Here is a 24,222-nt window from a genome sequence, read left to right on the forward strand (position 1 = left end):
TACCAATAAATGGAGGGATTTTATATGGTCCAGACTTTTACTGAACAGTCCATTGTCAGCGATATTGTGAAACAATTCCCTAGATCCAGCGACCTCTTTAAGGCGTATAAAATTGACTTTTGCTGCGGCGGCAACCGACCTTTGAGTGAAGCTATTGCAAAACGCGGCTTGTCCCCGGAGGAAATCCTGAAGAACTTAAACACGTTATACAAAGAAAAGGAAGCGAAGCAGCATATTCAGATCGATTGGGATACTGCGTCTTCCGCAGAAGTAATGGATCACATTGTCCAGAAGCACCACAACTACTTACAGGAAGAACTGCCTAACCTCAGCCCTTATGTTACGAAAGTAATGAAGGTTCACGGGGGAAAACAGTCACATTTAAGAGTCGTTCATAAACTTTTTCATGATTTAAAGACAGATTTAGAGCAGCATACGGTAAAAGAAGAAATGGAAGAGTTCCCTTTAATCAAGAGCTATGAAGAGAACCCGACAGAAGAAAGACTTCGCGCTATTCAGGAAGGTTTGTCTGATTTAGCCATGGAACACAGTCATGCCGGGGAAATCCTTCACGAACTCCGCAGGATTACGAATGACTATACTCCGCCTGAAGGAGCATGCGGCACGTACCGTCTGGTGTACAACCGATTAGAGGAGCTCGAATCCGATACGTTCGAACATATCCATTTAGAAAATAATATTTTATTCCCAAGATATATGGCTTAACACTGAGTGTCTCCTCTCCCTGAGCTTCCTGACCATGGAAAGCTCAGGGGGATTTTTTTTGATAAAAAAAGAAGCTCCAGAGCTTCTTTTTGAATGATACCGATCATATAGCGGATAAGATCATGGCTCCCAATAAAATCATTAAATAAGTTAAGGAGTATAAAAACATATACCGGGCCCATTTTTTTCATTTTGGACAGTGAATCCTTTAACCGCTAGAATAATCCATCCCGCTGTTAATAAGACTGTCACTAAAAGAAATCCCCAGCCGAGAGAACTTAATAGAAATGGTAATGGAAATAAGCAAATAATATATAATAGCATTTGTCTTTTTGTCGTTTTGACACCGCGTACCACAGGCAGCATAGCCACTCCTGCAGCCCGATATTCATCATATCGCTTGATGGAAATGGCAAATGTATGAGGGACTTGCCAAATAAATAGAATGGCAGATAATACGATGGGGACAACGTGAGAAGCAGAGTCAACCGCAGCCCAGCCAATGAGCGGTGTAACCGCGCCTGAAAGACTGCCGATTAACGTATTAAAGGCATATTTTCTCTTCGACCAGATCGTATAAAGAACAACATAGATAAACCAGCCAGCAAGGCCGTAAATCGACGCTTCTACACTGACCAGTAAAAGTCCAGCAAACCCAAGAATACTTAGCACGACTCCCATGACCAGTACAAGTTTTAAGGGAATGGTTCCAGTAACGGTGGGTCTCTGTTTCGTTCGTTTCATAACTGCATCAATATCGGCATCATACCAATTGTTAAGAAGTAAAGCGCCGGCCATAATCAAGGTGCTGCCCGCTATGGTTAATGAAAAAAGCCCCCAATTGTCTTGAAAAGACTCTCCCGTAAAGTAGAGAGCCAGCCAAAAACCAGTAATGATTGGGAGAACATTAGATATGAGCACAATGGCTTTAAATAGGGACTTGATATCTGCTAACACACCAGGTTTATTTTCTTGCGATCTATTCAGTAAGGTATTCTCCATTTTGATCACCTAAATATTTTAAGGATAATAGCTTGTTATAATTATAGATAAAAGATAAAAAAGCGGCCTACCTCCCCTCCTGCTTATAATTTTCCACTTACTGTCCAGCTATTCGACGATTAAGGTTGAAACCATCTCTTCATGACCTGTTCCGCAAACGATGTTACATTTAATCGTATACTCACCAGGTTCAAGGGAGGCTGTAGCAGATCCTTCATTATCTATACTTATGTCAGTTCCCTCAATCTCAATCCCATGAACCCCCTCATCGTTTGAAAGATTAACAGTTATTTCACCAGCAGGAGCCGGTCTTCTCGTCACCGCTGCCGCAGGCTGTCAGAACAAGAATCAGAGTGACAAACATCAAAGCAAATATACTTTTTTTCATTGATAAGACCCCCTGAATTTTTTATTCAAAATTAGATTACCAAGTTCGAATCGGCGGCGATCCTGGAGGTGCATGAAGAGTAAAGTCCCAAATAGGAACCACATAAGCCATGGCCACCACCATAAGAAGGAGCACGATCCAAAGCCCCCAACGTTCTGTCCACAGAGGTACCGGTGGGGCATCATCTTCCGGCTCAGCCACTGGATATTCGGTTTCCCCTTTTGGGGCGAAGAACATCATATGAAACACGGCATATACCTGGATGATGACACCGATCAAAAGCAGCGCAGCTCCAAAGCCCATCACATATTCGTAAGGGACCCAGCTTAATGCGGTCGGGTGGTCTCCATACGTGGTAAAAGAAGTTCTTCTAGGATCACCCAACAGTCCAACCAAGTGCTGAGAACCTGCCATCAGCACCATTCCTGCTGTCCAAATGAGTGTCTGTACTACACCAATTTTATTCATTTTCGGTGTGAGCTGGCGCTTTGATAAGTGTGGTATTAACCAATAACTGATGCCGAAGAATGTCATAACAACTGACATCCCGACAGTAACGTGAAAGTGACCGACGACCCACATCGTGTTATGAACCACTTGATTTAATTGGTTACTAGTGTTTACAATGCCTCCCGCACCCCCGGGGATGAATGCAATCATCGCAATCATAGGGGCTAAGAACCTGACATCCCCCCACGGAAGCTTCTTAATCCAGCCCAGGAGCCCTTTTCCGCCTTGCTTTCTTCCAGCACGTTCGAACACTGCAAACATAGCAAAGGCTGTCATTAAAGAAGGTACGGCGATTGCTAAGCTCATAAATACATGTAAAAATTTAACAGATAAAGAGATTCCCGGGTCAACAATCTGGTGGTGGAATCCTCCCGGAATATTTAAAATAACGAGCAGGATGACGACGAGCCTGATCAATTTCTCATTAAAATGCCTGCCTTTTATAATTTTCGGTACGATAACATACCATGCAGAAACAGCTACAAGATACCAAATGTTTACTAAGGAGTGGCCAAACCACCAAAATAACGTACGGCCTACCATTACGTTAGTTGTTTCCACCAGCCCCATGGACCAGGGGATCAATGTTAGAACTTCAATCGCAACTCCAATACTTGCGAAGAACCAGAGGACGAAAACTCCCATCGCAAAGAAAGCTAGTAATGGAGTCGGCTGGCCTGGGTGGAACTTTTTCCAATGACGGTAATTAATAAAAACACCAAAGCAGCAGGCCCATATTCCTAAAACAAGAAAGACGAGCCCTACGTAAAACAAAGGATGCGCAGCAAGAGGCGGGTAAAATGTATATAAGACAGATGCTTCATTTAATACAATCAACGTCGCGGCCAATACTGTCCCAAATACCATGAGACCGAATCCCGTCCAGGCAAGCTTGCGGACTTTAGGAAGCAGCCCTCCAAATGAATAAGAAAGGTTGGCATATTGATAACCGATCGTAAAAGTCGTAGAAAACACGAGAAGCAGTAATATCCCATGGGCGGTTAACACTTGATAATAATTGAACCAGGACGGAAGGAGAAGAATCTCAGCGCGCTCCAGTCCCTGCAGCAATCCTAAAACACCGCCAATTAGAAGTGCCACAAATGATACGGAAAAATAGGATAATGAAACCTTCGCGTCTTGCGGGTTTACACCGAGACCTTTTGTCTTTTGAATGATCGTTTTACGTAATGCACTTTCCATTTTTGGTCCCCCCTTTACTGCACATTAATGGTAGTTGACATCATCTGATGGCCTACTCCGCAATATTCATTACATAACACAAGAAACTCACCTGGCTTGTTGAATGTATGGGTGATTTTTTGGATGTGCCCAGGCATAACCATGGCATTTAAATTGGTTCCTGCGACTTGAAATCCATGAGTTACATCTGGAGTGGCCATCGTAAAGGTAACCTTCGACCCAGCGGGAATTTCAATTTTATTAGGAGTAAACTGAAACGCCTGTAAAACCATCACGACTTCATATTCGTTCTCCCCAATTTGCTTAATACCGGGTTGATCAAATGGAGCAGTTTCCGTTACTTTTTGCGGATTTATTGTTTCTTTATGGCTCGGCGGCCCCATTCCCATCGCAAATGTTTGATAGCCGATAATTACCATAAAAACAACAAGCAGCCCGATACTTAGTGTCATCCAAATCTCTTCCAGCCGATGCATCGTCTCTCCCCCTCTATACTCTTGCCATATAGATCCAAAATACGGCTACCCAGACAATAACGATTACGGCTCCTACAACCCCAACTGAAAACAACGTCCCCTTAAATGAATCCTCTGCCTTAGGATTTGTTGGGTTAACCTTTGATGACTGCCTCTCTGTCATGATCTTCTCCCCTTTCCGTTTTCCTATATCTTAATTTTAAAGGGCAGGGTCGACGCACGCAGTGAGGCTCATCACTAATCAGATTTTTTTAATGGATGATTTTACGACAAAAAAATCGGCTGTTTCTTTAAGTCATACGCCGGCTTTGTCGAAGAAAATGGTTCATGTAATTTTCAGAGATTTCTAAAGAAATCCATTGACGAAAAAGAATTTAACTGCTATGATCACAAATAACTTAATAAACGACGAAATTCTTATCCAGAGAGGTGGAGGGACTGGCCCTGTGAAACCCGGCAACCGCTATATTTATAGCAAGGTGCCAAATCCTACTGAGCAAAGGCTCAGGAAGATAAGAGAATAAATACATCTCTTGAACCTCTCTATTTATAAAAAATAGAGAGGTTTTTTAATTAAATATTGATTCTTATCCAGAGAGGCAGAGGGACTGGCCCGTTGACGCCCGGCAACCTTCAGGCAATCGTCTGAAAAGGTGCTAATTCCTGCAGGAGAAATCCTGGAAGATAAGAAGAGTGTTTCAGCTCTCTTCTTATTTTTGAAGAGAGCTTTTTCTATAGGACGAAAGGAGCTTTATCCATGACGATATCAATTACACCTGAGCGTTCCTCCTTACTATGGGAGCCGCCCGAGGAAGGTATAAACCATTCACATATAAAAGCATTTGCTGATTTCGCAGATCAGCCGCTTTTTCCATATGAACGACTGCACCGCTGGTCCATTTCCCGCTTAGATGAATTCTGGTCGAAGGTTTGGGACTATGCCGGAGTTATCGGTGAAAAAGGAGGCAGCGTCTATACCCCTGCCTCCTCCATGCCGGATGCGCAGTGGTTTCCAAATGCACAGCTGAATTTTGCCGAAAACCTGCTGCGTGGATCTCTCGATCGAACTGTTGCTTATGAAGCAAATGAAAATGGAGTCAGCAGCCGAATTACATTAGGAGAACTAAAAGAAGCTGTCGCTAAGGCGCAGCAAGGACTGAAAAACTTAGGTGTGAAAAAAGGAGACTGTGTCGCCGGGATTACAACTAACGATATCCAGGGGCTCACCGCCTTGATTGCCACTGCTTCTTTAGGAGCGATATGGACGTCCTGCTCTCCGGACTTTGGCACGAAAGGAATCTTGGATCGTATCGGGCAGGTGCAGCCTAAAGTATTAATAGCCTCCCTTCAGTATCAATACAAAGAAAAGCCTTTTAACATTAGAGAAAAAGTTAAAGAAACCGCGGAGAATCTCGAAGGTTTAACTGCCGTTATTACGTTAAGTGGAGAATTGGATGTTCCCGGCACAGAAACTTTAACGTGGGACAACCTTTGCAGCAATAACGCATCAGAACCATTATTTACACCAACAGCTTTTAACGACCCATTGTACATTTTATATACATCCGGCACAACGGGGCTTCCAAAAGCTATCGTCCATTCTGCCGGCGGCACGCTTCTTCAACACGTAAAAGAACACCAGCTGCACTGCGACGTTCAAAAGGATGATGTGCTTTTCTGGTACACCAACACCGCATGGATGATGTATCCGTGGCTGGTGTCCGGATTAGCCAGTGGAGCCGCTCTGCTTTTATATGACGGATCCCCTGTAAGATCAGACAACCTCTCTCACCTGTGGGATATAGCGGATGAAGTCGGAGTGACGCATTTCGGCACAAGTCCAAAATATTTAGAGACACTCGCTAAATCCAGCATTCAATTAAAAGATTCGCATTCGCTCTCAAGACTAAAAAGCATTTTGTCCTGCGGGGCTCCGCTTGCACCCGAGCAGTACGACTGGGTCTATCAAACGATAAAAGAAGACTTCTTCCTCGCTTCTATTTCTGGCGGGACGGAAATCATCGGCTGCTTTGTGATGGGATCACCGGTTCACCCGGTAAAACGAGGCGAAATCGCCTGCAAAGCATTAGGAATGGCTGTCGACGCATTAGATGAGCGCGGCGCTTCTGTTTATGGAGAAAAGGCTGATCTAGTCTGTACCCAGCCGTTCCCAAGCATGCCGATTACCTTTTTCGGTGAAGGCGGGGATGAGCGTTACCGTAAGAGTTATTTTTCAAAGCGGCCAGGCATCTGGACACATGGAGATTTCGCCGAACAGACGATTGATGAGTCTTTCATTATCTACGGACGCGCGGATACAACTTTAAATCCAGGAGGCGTTCGAATCGGTACCGCGGAAATCTACCGGGCTGTTGATCATATTCAGGAAGTAGAAGACTCGATCGTGTTTGGGCTTCCAAAAGAGAATGATGAGGAAATCATCCTTTGCGTGGTAACAGATAAGTTGAGCGAAGAATTAGCTAAGAACATCCGCAAGAAAATCCGGGCGACGGCGTCACCAAGACATGTTCCGAAGCGAATTTATCAAGTCACAGACATTCCTCATACCATCAATGGCAAGAAAGTTGAAGGAGCTGCAAAAACTGCGGCCTTAGGAAAAACGGTAAGTAATGAAGCGTCTCTGAGAAATCCAGCGAGTTTACAGTCTTACCGCCAGATTACAGAAAAGGAGTTCGTGTAATGACTCGTAGACCTAGAGGGGCAATCATTGGAATTGGTGAATTAGAGCCCGTTCGTTATTCAACAGGAAAAACAACTTTAAGCTTAATTGCCGAATCTGTCCGTCTGGCCCTAAAGGACGCCGGCATTTCCAAACACGAGGTCGACGGTCTGCTCGTCGGTCCTCAAGTAGGTGAGACACCACAGCACGTGCCAGCGACAGTTTCGGAGTATTTAGGAATCGATCCCACCATGTCGAACGTCGTTGATCTTGGCGGGGCTTCCGGGCCGGGAATGATCTGGCGGGCAGCGGCTGCTATTGAAGCCGGGATGTGTGAGACTGTAGTCTGCGTCCTAGCCAATAAAAATGAAAAAGGCGAAACCTTACGCTCTCCAAACCGCAATCCGATCCGTGAATTTGATGTTCCGTTTGGAGCATCAGGTGCCAATACGTCTTATGCTCTATTAAAGCGTCAGCACATGGAAGAGTACGGATCTACACAAGAGCAGTTTGCCAGGATTGCCTACTGGGCGAGAAAAAATGCCCAAAATAATCCGAATGCGATCTTTTATGGAAAGCCGGCGGAGCTCGAAGACATTCTGGCTTCTCCGCTGATTTCAGATCCGCTTCATTTATTAGAAATCGTCATGCCGGTAGCCGGAGGTGCTGCCGTTGTAGTGACTTCAGAAGAGAAAGCAGCACGTGTCGGACAGCACAAGCCGATCTTTTTAAAAGGGGCCGGTGAAAAAATAACCCACCGCGCCGTAAGCCAGGCACCCTCAATCGATAAGCTGCCTTTCAGCTACTGCATTCCAAAGGCGCTAAAGCAGGCGGAGACAAGCATTGAAGATATCGATCTTTTCTCTTTATACGACTGCTACACAAGCGTCGTTGCTGTTCAGCTTGAAAGCGCAGGGCTTTGCGCACCTGGACAGTTTGGAGAGTTTGTGAAAAATCACAGTTTCGGCTATGACGGCGATTATCCGTTAAATACGCACGGCGGCCAGTTAGGATTCGGACAGGCCGATCTCGCCGGGGGCATGTCTCATGTTGTTGAAGCGGTTCATCAGCTGCGAGGCGAAGCAGATCAGCGCCAGATTCCAAATGCGAAGCTGGCCCTCGTTACAGGCAACGGAGCGACATTAAGTGAAACCAATGCTCTTGTATTAGGAGGCGAACAATGAGTCAAAATATATCCCTGCCCACACCAACCATTACGCCTGTCAGCCAGCCGTTTTGGGACAGCATCAAAGAGGGAAAATTTACTCTTCAGCAGTGTGAGGAATGTAAGAAATGGATTTTTTATCCGCGCGATCACTGCCCCCGCTGTTTCCATGATTCTCTGACTTGGAAAGAAGCGTCTGGTGAAGGTCAATTAAAAACCTGGAGTGTTATTCATCGAGCGGGCCATCCTGCATGGCAGGAGCGTACCCCGTATATCGTAGGAGTTGTTGAGCTTGCAGAAGGGCCCTCATTATTAACCCATCTGCTAATTGAAGAAGAAGATTTAGCTTTAGACCTCGAAGTAATTGTGGATATTGTAGAAATCGGTCCCCATCCCCTGCCATTTTTCAAACAAAAGAAGGAGGAAATTTAACATGATACTTACTTATTTTCTATCCATCGCATTATTCTGGGCAGGAGGCTTGCTCCTGTGGAAATTCATCTATGCTGGAAAGAAAGGAGAAAGATAAATGCTTAACGAATCGAATACCTTATTATGGACTGTCATTATTCTCATGATTGCTTATTTTGGCCTCGTCACATGGATTGGTAAAAAAGGAAGTGCACACAGTAAGTCGATGTCCGGATTCGCCACTGCAAGAGGTAAAGTCAACCCGTGGCTCGTAGGGGCAAGCTTCGCCACCTCTTATGCAAGTGCCAACTTGTTTATTGGTGTTCCGGGCTTAGCGTATCAGTACGGAACCGCCGTCCTTTGGTACACACTCGGATGCTTCGGTGTTTCATGGGTGGCCCTGCTTCTTTTTGCCAAAACGTTCTGGCGTTACGGTAAAAAGTTCGGCCGTGTCTCTACTCTGCCTGAATGGCTGGGGAAACGATACAATTCTAAAGGTTTGCAAGCACTGGTATCATTATTAATTTTATTCAATGTTTATTATATTGTCGGTCAAAATGTTGGACTGGCTACTATTTTTGAAACCGTGATCGGCATCCCTTATTTCTGGGGCATTATTATCGGTGTCGCGATTACGATTGTTTATATCGGACTTGGCGGTGCTTTCGCCCAGATGATTACTGATGGGATTCAAGGAATCCTTATGGCACTGACTTCTATTCTAGTTGTTGTCTCGTTCTTGTGGACGATTGGCGGCGGGTTAAATGTATTTGGCGTCTTAACTGACCGTTTGAACGCGATTGATCCGAACCTGACAGCGGCCGTAGCAAGCGGCGGCCCATATAACAGCGCCTTAGCAATCATGGCCGTGCAGTTTATGCTGTTCAGCTTTGTATTAATGCCGCACTTGTTAAATAAAGTACTATCTCTTGAAAATGAAGAGGACCTTGCGCCATTTACACTGTCCTCAGGGATTATCCTATGTATCATTTCAACCTTAATGGTTTTAGGCGGACTAGCCGCCCGGGTGCTATTCCCATCCTTACAGAGTGCAGACGCAGCGATTCCGGCTTATGTAATTGAAGCTTTCCCAAGCTTTATTGCCGCGATTATGATTGTAGGAATTATTTCTGCGATTCTTTCTAGTACCGACAGTCTGTATCTAGGTGTAACGACAAGTATCGGCAACGACTTATATCGAGTGGTCGCGCCTATCCTGTCTTCTAAAAAAATCAGCGAGAAAAAGCTGGAGAATCAATCTCTGAAAGTAGCGAAAGGATCCCTCATCTTTGTTGGTCTTGCATCTCTTTATCTATCGCTCGACCGGCCAGATTCACTGGCGTTCCTTATCCAGTTCAGTTATTCCGCGATTATTTCCGGAATCATCGCCCCGATCACACTCGGGTATTTCTGGAACAAAGCGAATAATTATGGCGCTATCACTTCATTGATTACCGGCGCTTCCCTTTATGTGCTTTTTACAACACAGAGTCTAATCGGAAACATTTTCATTGCCATGTTCATAAGCTCTGCGGCTGCGTTCATCGTAATGGGGATTGTCAGCAGCTTAACAGCACAAGAGGCTGACAGAGAACTCGCTCTAAAGAAAACCAGCTAAATAACAAAAACCGTCTTCCTATTTCGAAGGAAGTCGGTTTTTGTTATTTTATTTCCCAGGAAATCGTATTTTATCGATTTATTTAAAACTTCTGCCATTTCACCTGTTTAGCTTTCTGATAACGATCCCTTACCGCGTTCCAATTGACCACATTCCACCAGTTATCCACGTATTTCCCTCGATCATTTTCATACTGCAAATAGTACGCATGCTCCCAAACATCAAGCGGCATCAAGGGAATGACATCCCACTGGCTTAAATTTTGATGCTTCTCAGCCTGCAAAATCTCTAATCTATGAGACCTTGGTGCCCAAACGAGAATCGCCCAGCCAACACCTTCCACTTTTTTTGCAGCTTCAGAGAAATGCGCCTTAAACTTTTGGAAACTCCCAAAGCTTCTTTCAATCTCCTTTAAAAGCTCACCGCCTGGCTTCCCGCCTCCCTGCGGACTCATAACATCCCAGAAGATTGTGTGTAAATAGTGTCCTGCTCCATTAAATGCCGCTTCCCGCTCCCAGTGCTTAATTAAATCATAGCTGCCATTTTTTCTTGCTTTCTCCATCTCTTTTTCGGCTTTATTCAAGCCGTCCACATAGCTCTTATGGTGCTTGTCATGGTGCAGCCGCATAATCTTTCCGCTGATATACGGCTCCAGTGCATCATATCCATATGGCAGCGGCGGCAGGGTATGACCGCCAATGGGGACGGGTGAGTCCTGTCTTTCACTGCTGAAACGCTGATTCACCTTTACAGCAATCTGTTCTAGTTCCCAAGCCTTTTCAAGGTTGAAAGCAGCTAAATCCTGACTGCATTCCTCGATCTGGTCCAGCAGAACATCAAGATCTTCCTGCAGCGACTCCTTTTCAGAAAGTGCTTTTGAATCATATCCTTTCGCCACATCATTGGCCCATACTTCCATGTCACGCAGATATTTAACCAGCGCCTGATTTTCACTCAAGGCTGCTCCCTCCTTTTGTCACTGTATTACTATATGCACCTCCATTACTGAAACAGTACTATTTAAAACTTCCTAAATTCCGAGAAAGCGGCTAAATAAAAAACCGACTCCTTTATATGAAGGAAGTCGGTTTTTTAATTTGAATTCAACTTTTAGCATCTAACCCTATTAAATAAATTCTACGCCTCCATCAATTAAGATGGATTGCCCTGTCATGTAATCAGAATCAGAAGAAGCCAGATACGATACAAAGTTGGCCACATCTTCCGGCTCTTCTGTTCTGCCAAGAGTTATGGATTCAGAAAACTTCTGAAAAGCTTCTCCAGGTTTAAGGTCCATATAGTGGGCCATTTTTTCATCAATCCGCTCCCACATAGATGTTCCTACAATTCCAGGACAGTAGGAATTGACGTTAATATCAAATTGAGCAAGTTCTTGTGCTGCTGCTTGAGTAAGCCCTCGGACTGCGAACTTCGTTGAGGAATATACACTAAGTAAACTATAACCCTTATGGCCGGCAATACTGCAGGCATTAATAATCTTGCCGCGGCCATCTTGGTTTTTCATTTGTTCTGCGGCCGCTTGCATGCCATAGATCACCCCAAAAACATTCACCCTATAAATTTTTTCGAGGTCTTTTTCCGTTACTTCCAGCATGGGGGCGACTTGATCAATTCCAGCATTATTGACGAATACGTCTAGACGGCCGTATTGATCTACTGTTTGTTTAACCAAAGCAAACTGATCTTCTCTATTGCTTACATCACCTAAAATAGCAAGACATTCTTTCCCTCGCTCTTTCAATTCATTTGCTGTTTCTTCAGCCGTTTCCTTATCTAAATCGTTAATCACTACAATGAAACCATCACCTGCAAGCCTTTGTGCTATTCCTTTTCCAATACCTTGTCCGGAACCTGTAACCACTGCAACTTTCTGGTCAGCCATTATTTTTCTCTCTTCCTTATATTACAAGTCTTATAAACTATGAACAGGGAATCCTATTGCTTTGTCTGCAGCCTCCAGAATACTCTCACCTAATGTAGGATGAGCATGTACGACAAGGGAGACATCTTCTGCCGTCAAACCAGACTGAATGCTTAGGGAAAGTTCATTAATTAATTCAGGAGCTCCTTGACCCGCAACCTCAGCACTTAAGATCGTTTGGTCTCGAGGGTCGATCATTAATTTCACGAATCCTTTATCCTCCCTAAGCGTCAATGCTCTGCCATTATGGTTGAAAGGGAATTTATGAACCTCGAACTCCCAGCCGGCTTTATTAAGTTCGGCTTCAGAGGGGCCAACGACAGCAAGTGGCGGATCTGAGAACACCACCGCTGGAATAACGTAATCGGTAGCATCAATTGCATCCCCATTGATGGCTTCTGCTGCCATTTTCCCTTGCAGCGATGCACGGTGAGCAAGTGCCTGCCCAGGCGTTATATCTCCTATAGCGAATATATGAGATTTGTTCGTCCGGCACTCCGTATCTATTGGAATATAGCCTCTTTCCGTGATATGGACACCCGCCTTTTCCAGTTGTAATTGGTCGGTATTTGGTTTCCTGCCGACAGTGACCAGGGCATAGTCTGCATTTGCCTTTTTAAGATCTCCGTCAACTTCGGCTTCAATCACGACCTCTTCACTTTTTCTTTCGATGCTGTTCACTTTTGCATTGGTATGGATCGTGACATTATCTTTTGCGGCAAGTTCGTTATATACGAGAGAGGACATATCCTCGGAAAACCCTGATAAAATGGTGTTCATTCCCTCAAACATAGTTACTTGCGTTCCGAAGTTAGCAAACACCGTTCCAAGTTCGATTCCAATGTATCCTCCCCCAATGATAGCTAACGAGGAGGGCTTTTCATTTAAAGAAAGGGCTTCTGTCGAAGAAAGAATACGATCACCGAATGGAAAAGACGGCACGTTTACAGGCTTAGATCCTGAAGCGATAATACAGTTTGAAAAAGATACTAACGTTTCTCTCTCTCCCGCTATCGATACTGTATAAGGGTCCAGGAAAGAAGCCTCTCCTTTTATAATAGAAACATTCCTGCTGATCAGAAGTCCTTCCACACCACTCGTCAATTGATGGACGATCGAATTCTTCCAATCCTGCAGGTTTCCAAAATCAACCGACACACTCCCGTAAAGCACGCCTGCTTGTGCCGCTTTATTTGGCAGAACCGCATAATGGCTTGCTTCTATAAGGGCTTTGGAGGGAATACATCCATCATTTAAACATGTCCCTCCAAGCCCTGCTTTTTCTACAATCGTAACCTTCTTTCCTAACTGGGCAGCTCGAAGCGCCGCCACGTACCCGCCTGGCCCAGCCCCGATAATAAGAACATCCGTAGTTATCATCTTTACTCATCCTTTCCTACAGCAGCATTTGGTAAGGATGTTCCAAGTAACAAATAATATCGGTTAAAAAGGAGCTGGCTGGATCTCCATCAAGCACTCGGTGGTCAAAGGTTAAGCTAAGCGGCAATTCGGTCCTTTCCTGCACCTCGCCGTCTCGCAATACAAGATTCTTTTGATAAGCTCCTACACCTAAGATTCCTGCTTCAGGCGAGTTTAGTATCGGTGTAAAGTACTCGATCCCTGAAGCTCCCAAATTTGTAATCGTAAATGTCGACCCTTTCATATCGTCACTTGAAAGCTGGTTATCCCTGGCTTTTTGACTGAGCGAATAAATATTTTCAGCAAGAGACAATACCGAATGATTGTCTGCATTAAATAAGACAGGAACGACCAGCCCCTCATCGAGAGACGTGGCTAATCCCAGATGGATTTGATGATACGTATGGATTTCGTCATTAATATAGGAACTATTGGCAGCCTTATGCTTCTTAAGCGCTAGCACAGTGGCTTTTGCGATAAAAGCCGTCAATGTTAAAGAAAAGTCAGACCCGGTGGATTGCAATTCTGATTTCGCCTGTTTTTGAATGGCAAGAAGCTCGGTTATATCCGCTTTTCTCATTATCGTAAGCTGAGCACTTTCCTTTAGACTTTGATGCATTCTCTCTGCAATTACTTTTCTCATTCCTCTTACAGAAACTGCTTTCGACGTTTTTTCAGAAATAACAGGCTCCTCGTTGTTATCTTCCTCTTCGATCCTAGGAGCACTGTCCATATAGTCCTGGACATCCTGCTTCGTAATCCGTCCTTGAGGTCCGGTTCCTTTCAGTTCGTTGATAGAGACATTATTTATCTTGGCCATTTTTTTAGCCGCCGGAGAAATTTTGACCCTTTTTGTATCAGTAACAGCCGCTGGTTTGGCTTGAGTCATGACGGCTGCAGAACCCTGGCTTCCCTCAGAAGAGTTCTGATTTGCCGGCTCCTCGGAATTATCGTTAACATCTTCCCCTTCTTCTCCGATATAAGCTAATGTAGTTCCCACGTTTATCGTTTCGTCTACGTCAGCCGTGATCTTTAAAACGATCCCTGAGGCCGGTGCTTCTAATTCATTCGTTAACTTCTCAGAGCTTATTGTAGCAATCGGCTCCCCTTTTTTCACTGGTTCATTTTCCCGTTTCAACCACTCGGCAACGGTGCCTTCCTTCATGCTCATTCCAAACTTAGGCATCACCACTTTCTCTGCCATGGCTTCCACACTCCTTTATGGATTAATATTAAATAGCTACAATTGATTCATCATCAATGAGTTCGGCAACTACGGCTAAAATCTTCTCTGGTGATGGCAAATATAAATCCTCTAAAGCTGGCGAGAACGGTACAGGGCTGTGGGGAGCAGTAACCATTTTGATTGGTGCATCCAAAAAGTCGAAGCCTTTATCCGCTACTAAGGCAGAAATATCGGTTGCTGCGCTGCAGCGCGGATTAGCTTCATCTACAATGATCAGCCTGCTTGTTTTTTGCACAGACTTTAATATCGTATTCTCATCTAGTGGTGATAGACTGCGGGGATCCACAACTTCCGCTTCTATCCCTTTGCTCGCGAGTTTCTCAGCTGCATCAAGCGCTGTCTGTACTTGTTTGCCAATCGCGACAATCGTCAGGTCGTCTCCTTGACGCTTGATGTCAGCTTTACCGATCGGAATCGTATAATGTCCTTCTGGTACTTCGCCTTTTACGTTATAGAGCGTTTTATCTTCAAAAAATACAACCATATCGTCATCTTCAATGGCTGATATCAACAGCCCTTTCGCGTCAGCAGGTGATGAAGGCACAACCACCTTAACTCCCGGAATAGCAGTGAACATGCCGTAGAGACTTTGCGAATGCTGAGCTGCAGCTCGAAAGCCCGCTCCGTGCATCGTGCGAATGACCAGCGGAATTTTGGCATGACCGCCAAACATGTATCTTAATTTCGCTCCCTGGTTCATCACTTCATCAAGACAGCTGCCGATGAAGTCATTGAACATCAATTCGGCAATCGGGCGCATTCCTGTAGCTGCAGCACTGACGGCAGCTCCCACATATCCGGCTTCTGCAATGGGAGTATCAAGGATACGATCTCTCCCAAACTCCTGGACAAGCCCATTCGTGACCCCCATAACGCCTCCCCATGCATCTTCATCTTGAAGGTGATCAACTTCTGCTCCGCCTGCTACGTCCTCTCCAAGCAAGATCACATTTTCATCGTTTCTCATAGTTTCCCGGATGGCTTCATTAACAGCATCAGCAAAAGTAATTTCTCTGCCCATTATTTATTCCTCCCCGCCTGGAATGTAGTTCACATAAACGTCAGTTGTCAGTTGATCCGCTTCCGGCATTGGACTCTTCTCCGCAAATTCAACGGCATCCTCAATAGCCTGGCGGACACTATCATCAATTTCATGTAAATCTTCTTCGGAAGCTAAGTTACTAGAAATGAGATTCTCGCGGAACATGATAATAGCATCGAGGGCTTCAAGATGCTCTTCTCTTTCCTCCGGCAGCTTATAAGTCTGCGCATCACCCTCAAAGTGTCCATAGTTACGATAAGTCTTGCACTCTATCAAGCTTGGTCCTTCTCCTCTGCGCGCACGCTCTACAGCTCGCTGAGCCGCTTCATAAACAGCAAGGGTGTCTTTTCCATCTACTGTTTCACCAGGGATGTTGTAGGCACTCGCTCGATCAGCAATCGATTCACAGCTTGAAGCATACTCAAATGGCGTCGCTTCCGCATATCCGTTATTCTCTGCCACAAAAATGACAGGCAGGTTCCAGATGGCCGCCTGGTTGATTCCTTCATGAAATGTTCCATGGTTATTCGCGCCATCCCCAAAGAAGCAAACGGCCACTCCTCCGGTTTTTTTAAATTTGGCTGTCAAGCCAGCGCCTGCAGCAAGCGGAAAGCCGCCGCCAACAATTCCGTTAGCTCCTAACATTCCTTTACTTACATCAGCAATATGCATCGACCCGCCTTTTCCTTTGCAAAGCCCTGTCGATTTTCCGTAGATTTCGGCCATCATTCCTTTTAGATCACAGCCCTTGGCGATACAATGTCCATGTCCACGGTGTGTACTTGTGATATAATCCTTATCATCCAAATGAGCACATACCCCTACAGCTACTGCTTCTTCCCCTGCATATAAATGCACAAAGCCAGGGATTGTTCCTGTACTGAATGTTTCATGGACTTGATCTTCAAAACGACGAATTTCCACCATCTTCTGATACATCCACTTCGCTTTTTCTGAGGTTAAAGAACTTTGCTGGATTTCCGACACTTTCATACATGCCGCCTCCTTATAATTTGTCACGCCCTTTGGCATATGCTGTGGGACGCTCTTACTTTTATAGATGCAAAATTCATGCCAATCAAGAAAACGCTTACATTATAAGGGTTATCTTTTCATCAGACGACAAAAAAATGAGACAAAACGGGAAATTGTCTCATTTTGTCTCATTTCATCTCATCTGTCCAACTTATACTTCTTCAATTTCCGATAAAAAGTGCTGCGGGGAATATTGAGCTGCTGAGCTGCCGCAGAAACACGTCCTCCATGCTGCTTCAGGGCTTTCTCAATATAATCTTTCTCCATTTGCTCACGATAAGATAAGGAATCAGCAGGTTCTCTTTCCTCATATTCAAAAGGGGTTATTTTCCGAATGTACGACTCTATTTGGGTAACGGCCGGTGCAAGCGTGCCACTCTCAGTATGGACGCCTTCTAATACATTGAAAAGCTCACGTATGTTACCTGGCCAATGATAGTTTTGCAATGTCTTCACCGCTTCATCTGGCCATCGGAAGGACCAGTTTCGTTTTTGGAAATAGCAGCGGATCAGATCAGGTATATCTTCTACTCGTTCTCTTAGAGCCGGCATGTGGAGTGGATATACATAGATGCGGTAATATAAATCTTCTCGAAAGGTTCCATTTTTCACAAGTTCCCCAAGGTTCTTATTCGTAGCGGTCACAAGCCGAAAGGAAACAGGAATTGGTTTCTTCCCGCCGAGTGGAACCACCTGCTTCTCTTGTAATGTACGCAGCAGAGTAACTTGTGTTTTTAATGAGATATCCCCCATTTCATCTAAAAAAAGAGTGCCTCCATTTGCCTGTACGATCTTACCTTCATACCCGCCTTTTTGAGCGTCCGTAAATGCACCTGGTACATACCCAAACAGTTCACTTTCAAGCAGGTTTTCAGGTAATGCTCCACAGTTTACAGCAACAAAAGGAGCTTTCGAATTCGTACTATCATGGATAGAGCGTGCCATCACTTCTTTTCCTGTTCCCGTTTCTCCTGAAATATGGATGGTTACACTAGAGTGGACTGCCTTTTCTGCTCGTTTTAAAACAGATTGAAAAGCATGGCTCTTCCCGACGGCTCCTTGAAAGGTAAATGATGTATTCCGCCTATGAGCGGCAGGTTCTTTTAACTGCTTCTTCGTCCAGGAAATCCGGTGGCCAATAATATCGTTTGTCTCCCCAGACAAAACAGGAAACTTATTGATCTCTTTAGGGAATTCAGCATCGTCACCTTGAAACTGTTCCGGTAAATGATCTGTTACAGCAGGCGATTTATAGACGATCCGATTGCTTCGATTATACAGAATAAATGAGTCTGATCCTTCCCTTTCTTCTTTTATCCCATAATTTATAAGAGCAAGCTCTTCCTCTTTCATCATATTCTTCCAATCTGTTTCAATGGCATAGGCAGCCGAAACCACCGTCGCTAATAAATGATCATGGTAATCTGGAATATAGGGACTAGAGATATCCAGGACCCCCATCACTTCACCATTCTCATCTTTTATGGGCGAAGCCGAACAGCTCCAATTCTGCGAAGCTACCGAAAAGTGTTCCACCCCCTTGATACAAATCGATTCACCAATCGCAAGGGCTGTTCCAATCGCATTTGTCCCCACTTGTTCTTCCGTCCATTGAACGCCCTCTCTGAAATTAATATCTTCCGCAAAAGCCTTCACCCTTTTTTCGCCTGCCATACGCAGGACATAACCCTCCCGGTCGATCAGGAGTAAAACCACGTTAGAATCTTGGTACATCACTTCAAGCTTTTTCATGAAGGGCTCGGCCAATTTCATTAAACGACTATTTTCTTTACGCCTCTTTCTTAACTCCTCTAAAGACAATAATTGATTGCCTTTCCCATTGTAAGGATCTACGCCAAGTTGTTTACAATGGTTCCAGGACGCTGCAATTCGTTCGTTTATCCGTGACTCATCCAATACACCTTCCTGCACAAAGCGTTTCCAATCTCCTTTTGTAGTTTGGTCCAGCACGTTAGCTTCACCTCTCCCATAGAATTTAGGACCTTTTCCTCTATAGTTCGATTTAATACTTTTAAAACCTCTTTATAAAAAAGTATTTTTGATAAGTAATTTCGACAAATACAGCCTTCTGTGATGCTTCCCCTTAGCAAACATACTTAAAGGGAATCTACTCGCTTTAAAACTTAAAAAGCCTCTCACAAGTGGAGGCCACTGAAAAAGTCCTTTCTAACCTAAAAGAGCTGTTAAGTTTGTTGTTTAGAACCGCTTGTCGGTGGATGCTTGCCGCGGGCACGGCCTCAGCTAACTTGGTCAAGAAGATCACTTGACCAATTGGATCTTCGGCTCGCGCTGTTCCCGCAGGCGTCACCACCGAACGCTCATCGTGTAATCAACAGAGGCTAATCTGAAAAGAGTGATTTTCTTTATAAAAGAAAGTCACTCTTTTTTCTTGTACAATAGGAGTATTACATAAAAAGTGAGGGATTGGATGATAGACCGTCAATTATCCATGAACTTCAGCCAATATGAGGGCTAATGGACGCAACGCCATTCACCCTATTCGGATGTTTAAGTATCTTCTTTTTAAGACCATTTATAAGCTTTCGGGATACCTATTACTTTGATGTGGAGGAGTGTGCCTCATCTTCGGGTCTTAGAGGCATGCGAATACAGAGGGCCATGACATATAAAAACAGGGCGCTTGGAATCATTTGATTCCAAGCGCCCTGTTTTTTCTTTCATAATTTGAATAGTTGGCAGTTCTTCAGTGGCCTCCACAAGTGAGAAGCTTTTTTTACCCATTTGAGGCAAGATACGTATACACATCCTGCAAGTTCTCAAACCCCATCTCTTTAATTTCACGAATACTCTTCACCCATAACTCTGCCGTAGCCTTCGCATCATGTAAAGCATGGTGACGCAGTTCATTGTTTATCCCATAATGTTCACAGCACTCATCCAGGCTCACAAGATTCTTATCCTGATGAGGAATTTTTGTTAAAAACGAAGTATCGACAATGCGGTGCTGAAAGTTTTTCCTAAGCGCCAGCCATGTCGCATGGTTCATGAACTGTTTCTCATGATTAGCATGGTGGGCGACTAATACATCGCTTTTTATAAAGGAATAAAAGTCTTTTAATACGTCGCGCAGCGTATCAGCACTCTCCAGCATTTCTTTTGTAATTCCGGTTAACTCTTCAATCTCTTTAGAGGGTTCGGCCTCACTGTTTACGAGCGAATAGAATATTTCCTCTTCCTGGATTTCTGTGCCTTCCACCTTTACAGCACCAATCGACAGGATTTGATCACCTTTATACGGAAAAAAACCCGTCGTTTCTAAATCAAACACCACTACATGCAGCTCGTCAAACGGGATGTCCAGCACATTTCTGTTTTTCATTTCCCGTTCCAGATTTCTTACGTACGCAACTTTTGAAGGGTCATTCTGGTTTAACGAAGAAAAGCCGCTACCCAGCCTGCCGGACAAATCTTTTACAAATTGAACGAATGGATTCATGAGGGAATCTCTTCTTTAAGAACTGATTTGGTTTTTGAAAAAAGCTGATTGCCGCGTTTGATCAGGCGTTTCAGCTTCTGTTTCTCCTGTTTGGATAAACGGTCAATCTCCAGCAGGTGGACTTTTTCATAGGTCGATGCTTCTTTTTTTAACTTTAGACGAAACTCAAGCAGCTTTAGAAAATCATCCTGATAGCCTCTAAGGAATGGATAAGCATCCGATAAAGCTTTAAACCTCTCTAAAGTTGAAGCCGTTCTTATCCCTTGTTTAAAGGCAAGGATTCTTAAGGAATTCACGTAAGGAAAGTAAACCGTTTCCTTTATGTGAATGTCTCCTTTCATGCCATTACGCTGCTCAGGAAGCAGCTGTCCGAAAAAACCGACACCCTTTTTAATAAACTCAAAGTTATCGATCAGCCGTGAGTACAAGCGCGGGTCGTTCTCTAGCTTAGAGAAGCCTTCCCACTTTAAACGACTCAAAAATTCTTCCTCTCCAACTAAGACACGGGAATCAAACAGGATAGAGAAATTGCGAAGCGTCTGCCAGCTGGCTTCATCAAGCCAAGCGGTAATTTGATTTTTATAGGAAGTGATCGATTGGCACCATAATGGATTGGAAGCCATTACTTTACCTTCACAAAGTTCATAGCCGACAATCGCCAATCCTTCACTTATCTCGGTGCCCAGTTTTAAAAAATATTCCCGTGAAGACTCGTCACCATCGAACACAATGCCGTGATCCTGGTCGCTTAACACCTGCTGTTCAAACCTTCCTGCACTCCCCATCAGAAAAAACGCAAAAGGAGCAGGAGGTTTTCCCTGCTCACTTTCTACCTTTGCCTGAGCGATCTGAAATGTTTCCTTCATCAGTTCATCATGAAAGGCATTTAATTGAAAATGTCCGGCAGCAGCAGACTGGATCTCTTGCTGCCGCCATTTCTTAAGATCTTCATAGGTTTTGCCCATATATTATCCTTTCCTTTTAAGCTCCAGCTCTCGTTTTCTGTTTAGTTTCAGGAGGCGTTAGATTCTCTGGATAACCGTATCCGCCGTGCTCACTTAAATCAAGACCCATAATCTCCTCTTCTTCACTAACACGAAGGCCGCCCATCGCTTTATCCATAACTTTTAAGATAATCCATGAAACGATAAAAGCATACAGACCGCAGGCTACAACCCCAAGCGCCTGAACTCCAAGCTGTTCAAAACCTCCGCCGTAGAAAAGTCCAGGACGTCCGACGGTTGCTAATTCCGGCGTGGCGAATAATCCGTTAGACAATGTACCCCAGACACCAACCGTTCCGTGCACAGAAAGAGCAAAGATCGGATCATCAATTCTTCTCTTATCAAAAAATCTCATACTGAAGAATACGAACGCTCCCCCAACAAGACCAATAATGACAGCCGCCCATGGCTCAACAAAGGCACAAGATGCGGTAATCGCTACAAGACCCGCCAGAGCTCCATTCAAGGTTGTCGGCACATCCGCCTTACCTGTAACTGCCCATACCATAAGCATCGCACCAATGGCTCCTGCACCGGCAGCCAGCTGAGTATTAAGTGCAACATACCCGAAGAAAGCATCCTCTACACCAAATGTACTTCCGCCGTTAAATCCAAACCAGCCAACCCAGAGAATGAGTACACCAAGAGCCGTAAACACCTGGTTATGACCAGCAATTTCATTGGAAGATCCATCTTTATTGTACTTCCCAATACGAGGTTTTAAAATCATTGTTGCTGCCAAGGCTGCAGCCGCCCCTGTTAAGTGGACAACTGTTGACCCGGCGAAGTCCTGCTTCCCATGTTCCGCAAGCCAGCCGCCGCCCCAAATCCAGTGAGCAACAACTGGGTAAACAACGATAGAAAATAAAATTGCAAAAATCACATAAGCGACTAGCTTCGCACGCTCAGCAAACCCGCCAAACGCGATCGTCATCGCAATCGCTGCAAATACCAGTTGGAAGAAGAAATCAACAGAACCCGCAAGCCCTTCTCCCATCGTCGTCGCATCACCATAGAAGAAATCAGAGAAACCAATAATTGAGTTACCTTCCCCATAAATCAGCCCATAACCTACTGCCCAGAATACAAGTGACACAATTCCTACGGTGAAAACCGTCTTACCCGCAATATGACCGGCGTTCTTCATTCTCGTTGAACCGGCTTCAAGAAGGATAAACCCGCCCTGCATAAATAAAACAAGAATCGTACAGACCACAATCCAAAGGTTGTTCATCAAAAAAGTAGCATCCATTATAAGTTCTCTCCTCTTGTGTTAGGTTTTATTACATCTAGTGTTATAAGATATGATACCAAAGTCTGAAAATTAACACAAATGTTTTTTTAAATTTTTTTCCTTAACTAGAAGATAGCTATTGGAACAAAAAAATCCGTGCATGAGTTTGTTGAGCTCATACACGGATTTTTTCAAGAATTACTTATACTTAATCGCTACATTTTTAACAGTTGTATAATTTTTCAGGGCTTCCAATCCTTTTTCACGGCCAAATCCGCTTTTTTTAAAGCCTCCAAACGGCATTTGGATTCCGCCGCCTGCCCCGAAATTATTGATGAATACCTGTCCTGATTTAATGCAGTCTGCAAGACGGTGGGCTTTATTAATATTTTCTGACCAGACGCCTGTGACCAGCCCATACTCTGTGTCATTGGCGAGACGAACAGCTTCTTCTTCTTGGTCAAAGCTAAATACAGTCAATACCGGGCCAAAAATTTCTTCTTGAGCAGCGGGGTGGGAATGATCAAGTGCATCAATGATCGTAGGTTGTATGTAGAATCCTCCTTCATTTCCATTCACCTCAACCCGGTGTCCGCCTGCTACCATTTTCCCGTCCGTTTTCGCCTGCTCTATATAGTTCATAACTTTTTCAAATTGGGACTGGGATAAAATAGGTCCAATATCTGTGTCTTCTATCCCTGGACCAACTAACAACTTTTCAAAAGCATCTTTTACTTTTTCCAGAAATTTATCTTTTATTGGTCTCTCTATTAACAATCTAGATCCAGCTGAACAGGTTTGACCTGCATTTTGGATGATAGATTTAACGACACCTTGCATAGCGGCATCTTGATCACAATCAGCGAACACTATATTTGGCGATTTACCGCCAAGCTCTAATGTCACAGGCACAATATTTTCTGCAGCTGCCTTCATTACCGCTATTCCTGTAGGAACTGATCCTGTAAAAGTAACGTGATTTATATCAGGATGACCGGATAGATAAGCCCCGGCTTCCTTTCCGTAACCGGTAACCAGGTTGAAGACCCCAGGAATTAAATTCAGTTCTTCAAAAAATTGCGCCAGACAATGAGCCGTAGCTGGAGTATCTTCCGCGCTTTTAACAACGACGGTATTTCCAGCAGCAATAGCTGCCGCAACGCTACGGGAAACAATTTGAATTGGGTAATTCCAGGGAACGATATGAGCAGTAACGCCAACGGGCTCACGAACCGTAAAGTCGAGAATCCCATCTTCGACTGGAATGGTTTCTCCCATGATTTTATCAGCTACTCCTCCATAAAACTCAAAATAACGGGCAGCGGCTTCTACATCAGCCATCGATTGACTTAAGGGTTTACCTACATCCTGGGTCTCAAGCTGTGCGAGCGTTTCTTTATCCCTGCGAATTCTCTCTGCCATTTTATTTAAAATATATCCCCGTTCATGGGGTTTGAACTTTTTCCACTCAGGATTCTCAAATGCCCGTCTTGCAGCATTTACCGCCTGATTCACATCCTCTTTACCCGCTCGAGGGATTTTTCCGTAAACCGACTGGTCAGCTGGATCTTTAACGTTAATAAATTCTTTATTACTAGCTTCTTTCCATTCATTATTAATGTACATCAACATTTCTTTCACGT

General features: G+C 44.3%; 21 protein-coding genes and 2 riboswitches. Of the genes, 5 read left to right on the plus strand and 16 right to left on the minus strand.

The window, feature by feature from the left end; all coding sequences use genetic code 11:
* Window positions 1-24: 24 nt before the first annotated feature.
* Complete coding sequence (gene ric / locus HUS26_RS13400) at window positions 25-726, plus strand: iron-sulfur cluster repair di-iron protein (protein WP_173917636.1); 702 nt, start codon at window positions 25-27, stop codon at window positions 724-726.
* A 150-nt stretch (window positions 727-876) separates the two neighbouring features.
* Here the strand turns inward: ric and cyoE are convergent, their stop codons facing one another.
* The 5 genes from cyoE to HUS26_RS13425 form a co-directional block, all read right to left on the minus strand.
* On the minus strand, window positions 877-1,728 hold the full coding sequence (gene cyoE, locus HUS26_RS13405; RefSeq protein ID WP_371809591.1) for a heme o synthase: 852 nt from the start codon (window positions 1,726-1,728) through the stop codon (window positions 877-879).
* Window positions 1,729-1,836: 108 nt separating this feature from the next.
* Window positions 1,837-2,049, minus strand: a complete 213-nt coding sequence (locus HUS26_RS13410; protein ID WP_254434201.1) for a hypothetical protein — start codon at window positions 2,047-2,049, stop codon at window positions 1,837-1,839.
* A gap of 103 nt (window positions 2,050-2,152) precedes the next feature.
* The gene (locus tag HUS26_RS13415; protein WP_173917637.1) at window positions 2,153-3,829 is read right to left on the minus strand and encodes a cbb3-type cytochrome c oxidase subunit I; all 1,677 of its coding nucleotides are present in this window, start codon (window positions 3,827-3,829) and stop codon (window positions 2,153-2,155) included.
* A 14-nt stretch (window positions 3,830-3,843) separates the two neighbouring features.
* On the minus strand, window positions 3,844-4,305 hold the full coding sequence (locus HUS26_RS13420; protein WP_173917638.1) for a cytochrome c oxidase subunit II: 462 nt from the start codon (window positions 4,303-4,305) through the stop codon (window positions 3,844-3,846).
* Between the two features lie 13 nt (window positions 4,306-4,318).
* Complete coding sequence (locus HUS26_RS13425; protein WP_173917639.1) at window positions 4,319-4,468, minus strand: cytochrome c oxidase subunit 2A; 150 nt, start codon at window positions 4,466-4,468, stop codon at window positions 4,319-4,321.
* A 251-nt stretch (window positions 4,469-4,719) separates the two neighbouring features.
* Window positions 4,720-4,824: riboswitch (SAM riboswitch) on the plus strand.
* 65 nt (window positions 4,825-4,889) lie between these two features.
* Window positions 4,890-4,996: riboswitch (SAM riboswitch) on the plus strand.
* Window positions 4,997-5,062: 66 nt separating this feature from the next.
* On the opposite strand from HUS26_RS13425, the gene HUS26_RS13430 reads away from it, so the two are divergent.
* From HUS26_RS13430 to HUS26_RS13445, 4 genes are all read left to right on the plus strand, one after another.
* Window positions 5,063-7,006, plus strand: coding sequence for an acetoacetate--CoA ligase (locus tag HUS26_RS13430; RefSeq protein WP_173917640.1), 1,944 nt, complete (start codon window positions 5,063-5,065; stop codon window positions 7,004-7,006).
* Window positions 7,006-8,169, plus strand: coding sequence for a thiolase family protein (locus HUS26_RS13435; protein WP_173917641.1), 1,164 nt, complete (start codon window positions 7,006-7,008; stop codon window positions 8,167-8,169). Before HUS26_RS13430 ends, HUS26_RS13435 begins: the two co-directional genes overlap by 1 nt.
* A complete protein-coding gene (locus HUS26_RS13440) occupies window positions 8,166-8,582 on the plus strand; it encodes a Zn-ribbon domain-containing OB-fold protein (protein ID WP_173917642.1) in 417 nt (138 codons plus the stop codon). Before HUS26_RS13435 ends, HUS26_RS13440 begins: the two co-directional genes overlap by 4 nt.
* A 97-nt stretch (window positions 8,583-8,679) precedes the next feature.
* Complete coding sequence (locus HUS26_RS13445) at window positions 8,680-10,179, plus strand: sodium:solute symporter family protein (protein WP_173917643.1); 1,500 nt, start codon at window positions 8,680-8,682, stop codon at window positions 10,177-10,179.
* Between the two features lie 82 nt (window positions 10,180-10,261).
* On the opposite strand, the gene HUS26_RS13450 is transcribed toward HUS26_RS13445, so the two are convergent.
* The 11 genes from HUS26_RS13450 to HUS26_RS13500 form a co-directional block, all read right to left on the minus strand.
* Window positions 10,262-11,137, minus strand: coding sequence for a superoxide dismutase (locus tag HUS26_RS13450; protein WP_254434202.1), 876 nt, complete (start codon window positions 11,135-11,137; stop codon window positions 10,262-10,264).
* A 168-nt stretch (window positions 11,138-11,305) separates the two neighbouring features.
* Window positions 11,306-12,082: an acetoin reductase gene (locus HUS26_RS13455; RefSeq protein WP_173917644.1), complete on the minus strand. Its 777-nt coding sequence runs from the start codon at window positions 12,080-12,082 to the stop codon at window positions 11,306-11,308.
* Window positions 12,083-12,112: 30 nt separating this feature from the next.
* On the minus strand, window positions 12,113-13,501 hold the full coding sequence (gene lpdA / locus HUS26_RS13460; protein WP_173917645.1) for a dihydrolipoyl dehydrogenase: 1,389 nt from the start codon (window positions 13,499-13,501) through the stop codon (window positions 12,113-12,115).
* Window positions 13,502-13,517: 16 nt separating this feature from the next.
* Window positions 13,518-14,744 carry a dihydrolipoamide acetyltransferase family protein gene (locus tag HUS26_RS13465; RefSeq protein WP_173917646.1) on the minus strand — a complete coding sequence of 409 codons (1,227 nt, stop codon included), beginning with the start codon at window positions 14,742-14,744 and terminating at the stop codon, window positions 13,518-13,520.
* A 28-nt stretch (window positions 14,745-14,772) separates the two neighbouring features.
* Window positions 14,773-15,807 carry an alpha-ketoacid dehydrogenase subunit beta gene (locus HUS26_RS13470; RefSeq protein ID WP_173917647.1) on the minus strand — a complete coding sequence of 345 codons (1,035 nt, stop codon included), beginning with the start codon at window positions 15,805-15,807 and terminating at the stop codon, window positions 14,773-14,775.
* 3 nt (window positions 15,808-15,810) lie between these two features.
* Window positions 15,811-16,821 (minus strand): thiamine pyrophosphate-dependent dehydrogenase E1 component subunit alpha, encoded by a 1,011-nt coding sequence (locus HUS26_RS13475; RefSeq protein WP_173917648.1) that lies wholly within the window; start codon window positions 16,819-16,821, stop codon window positions 15,811-15,813.
* Between the two features lie 180 nt (window positions 16,822-17,001).
* Window positions 17,002-18,834, minus strand: coding sequence for a sigma-54-dependent Fis family transcriptional regulator (locus tag HUS26_RS13480; protein ID WP_173917649.1), 1,833 nt, complete (start codon window positions 18,832-18,834; stop codon window positions 17,002-17,004).
* A 784-nt stretch (window positions 18,835-19,618) separates the two neighbouring features.
* The gene (locus tag HUS26_RS13485) at window positions 19,619-20,341 is read right to left on the minus strand and encodes an exonuclease domain-containing protein (RefSeq protein WP_173917650.1); all 723 of its coding nucleotides are present in this window, start codon (window positions 20,339-20,341) and stop codon (window positions 19,619-19,621) included.
* Window positions 20,338-21,306 (minus strand): DUF294 nucleotidyltransferase-like domain-containing protein, encoded by a 969-nt coding sequence (locus tag HUS26_RS13490; RefSeq protein ID WP_173917651.1) that lies wholly within the window; start codon window positions 21,304-21,306, stop codon window positions 20,338-20,340. Before HUS26_RS13490 ends, HUS26_RS13485 begins: the two co-directional genes overlap by 4 nt.
* Window positions 21,307-21,322: 16 nt before the next feature.
* The gene (locus HUS26_RS13495) at window positions 21,323-22,597 is read right to left on the minus strand and encodes an ammonium transporter (protein ID WP_173917652.1); all 1,275 of its coding nucleotides are present in this window, start codon (window positions 22,595-22,597) and stop codon (window positions 21,323-21,325) included.
* A 180-nt stretch (window positions 22,598-22,777) separates the two neighbouring features.
* Window positions 22,778-24,220: an aldehyde dehydrogenase family protein gene (locus HUS26_RS13500; protein WP_254434203.1), complete on the minus strand. Its 1,443-nt coding sequence runs from the start codon at window positions 24,218-24,220 to the stop codon at window positions 22,778-22,780.
* Window positions 24,221-24,222 lie beyond the last annotated feature (2 nt).

The sequence above is a fragment of the Halobacillus sp. Marseille-Q1614 genome, from assembly GCF_902809865.1.
Lineage (GTDB): Bacteria > Bacillota > Bacilli > Bacillales > Halobacillaceae > Halobacillus_A.

Coding starts and splice junctions, on each gene's coding strand:
- ric (WP_173917636.1), top strand. CDS start 25: ATGGTCCAGACTTTTACTGAACAGTCCATTGTCAGCGATATTGTGAAA.
- cyoE (WP_371809591.1), bottom strand. CDS start 1,728: ATGGAGAATACCTTACTGAATAGATCGCAAGAAAATAAACCTGGTGTG.
- HUS26_RS13415 (WP_173917637.1), bottom strand. CDS start 3,829: ATGGAAAGTGCATTACGTAAAACGATCATTCAAAAGACAAAAGGTCTC.
- HUS26_RS13420 (WP_173917638.1), bottom strand. CDS start 4,305: ATGCATCGGCTGGAAGAGATTTGGATGACACTAAGTATCGGGCTGCTT.
- HUS26_RS13425 (WP_173917639.1), bottom strand. CDS start 4,468: ATGACAGAGAGGCAGTCATCAAAGGTTAACCCAACAAATCCTAAGGCA.
- HUS26_RS13430 (WP_173917640.1), top strand. CDS start 5,063: ATGACGATATCAATTACACCTGAGCGTTCCTCCTTACTATGGGAGCCG.
- HUS26_RS13435 (WP_173917641.1), top strand. CDS start 7,006: ATGACTCGTAGACCTAGAGGGGCAATCATTGGAATTGGTGAATTAGAG.
- HUS26_RS13440 (WP_173917642.1), top strand. CDS start 8,166: ATGAGTCAAAATATATCCCTGCCCACACCAACCATTACGCCTGTCAGC.
- HUS26_RS13445 (WP_173917643.1), top strand. CDS start 8,680: ATGCTTAACGAATCGAATACCTTATTATGGACTGTCATTATTCTCATG.
- HUS26_RS13455 (WP_173917644.1), bottom strand. CDS start 12,082: ATGGCTGACCAGAAAGTTGCAGTGGTTACAGGTTCCGGACAAGGTATT.
- lpdA (WP_173917645.1), bottom strand. CDS start 13,501: ATGATAACTACGGATGTTCTTATTATCGGGGCTGGGCCAGGCGGGTAC.
- HUS26_RS13465 (WP_173917646.1), bottom strand. CDS start 14,744: ATGGCAGAGAAAGTGGTGATGCCTAAGTTTGGAATGAGCATGAAGGAA.
- HUS26_RS13470 (WP_173917647.1), bottom strand. CDS start 15,807: ATGGGCAGAGAAATTACTTTTGCTGATGCTGTTAATGAAGCCATCCGG.
- HUS26_RS13475 (WP_173917648.1), bottom strand. CDS start 16,821: ATGAAAGTGTCGGAAATCCAGCAAAGTTCTTTAACCTCAGAAAAAGCG.
- HUS26_RS13485 (WP_173917650.1), bottom strand. CDS start 20,341: ATGAATCCATTCGTTCAATTTGTAAAAGATTTGTCCGGCAGGCTGGGT.
- HUS26_RS13490 (WP_173917651.1), bottom strand. CDS start 21,306: ATGGGCAAAACCTATGAAGATCTTAAGAAATGGCGGCAGCAAGAGATC.
- HUS26_RS13495 (WP_173917652.1), bottom strand. CDS start 22,597: ATGGATGCTACTTTTTTGATGAACAACCTTTGGATTGTGGTCTGTACG.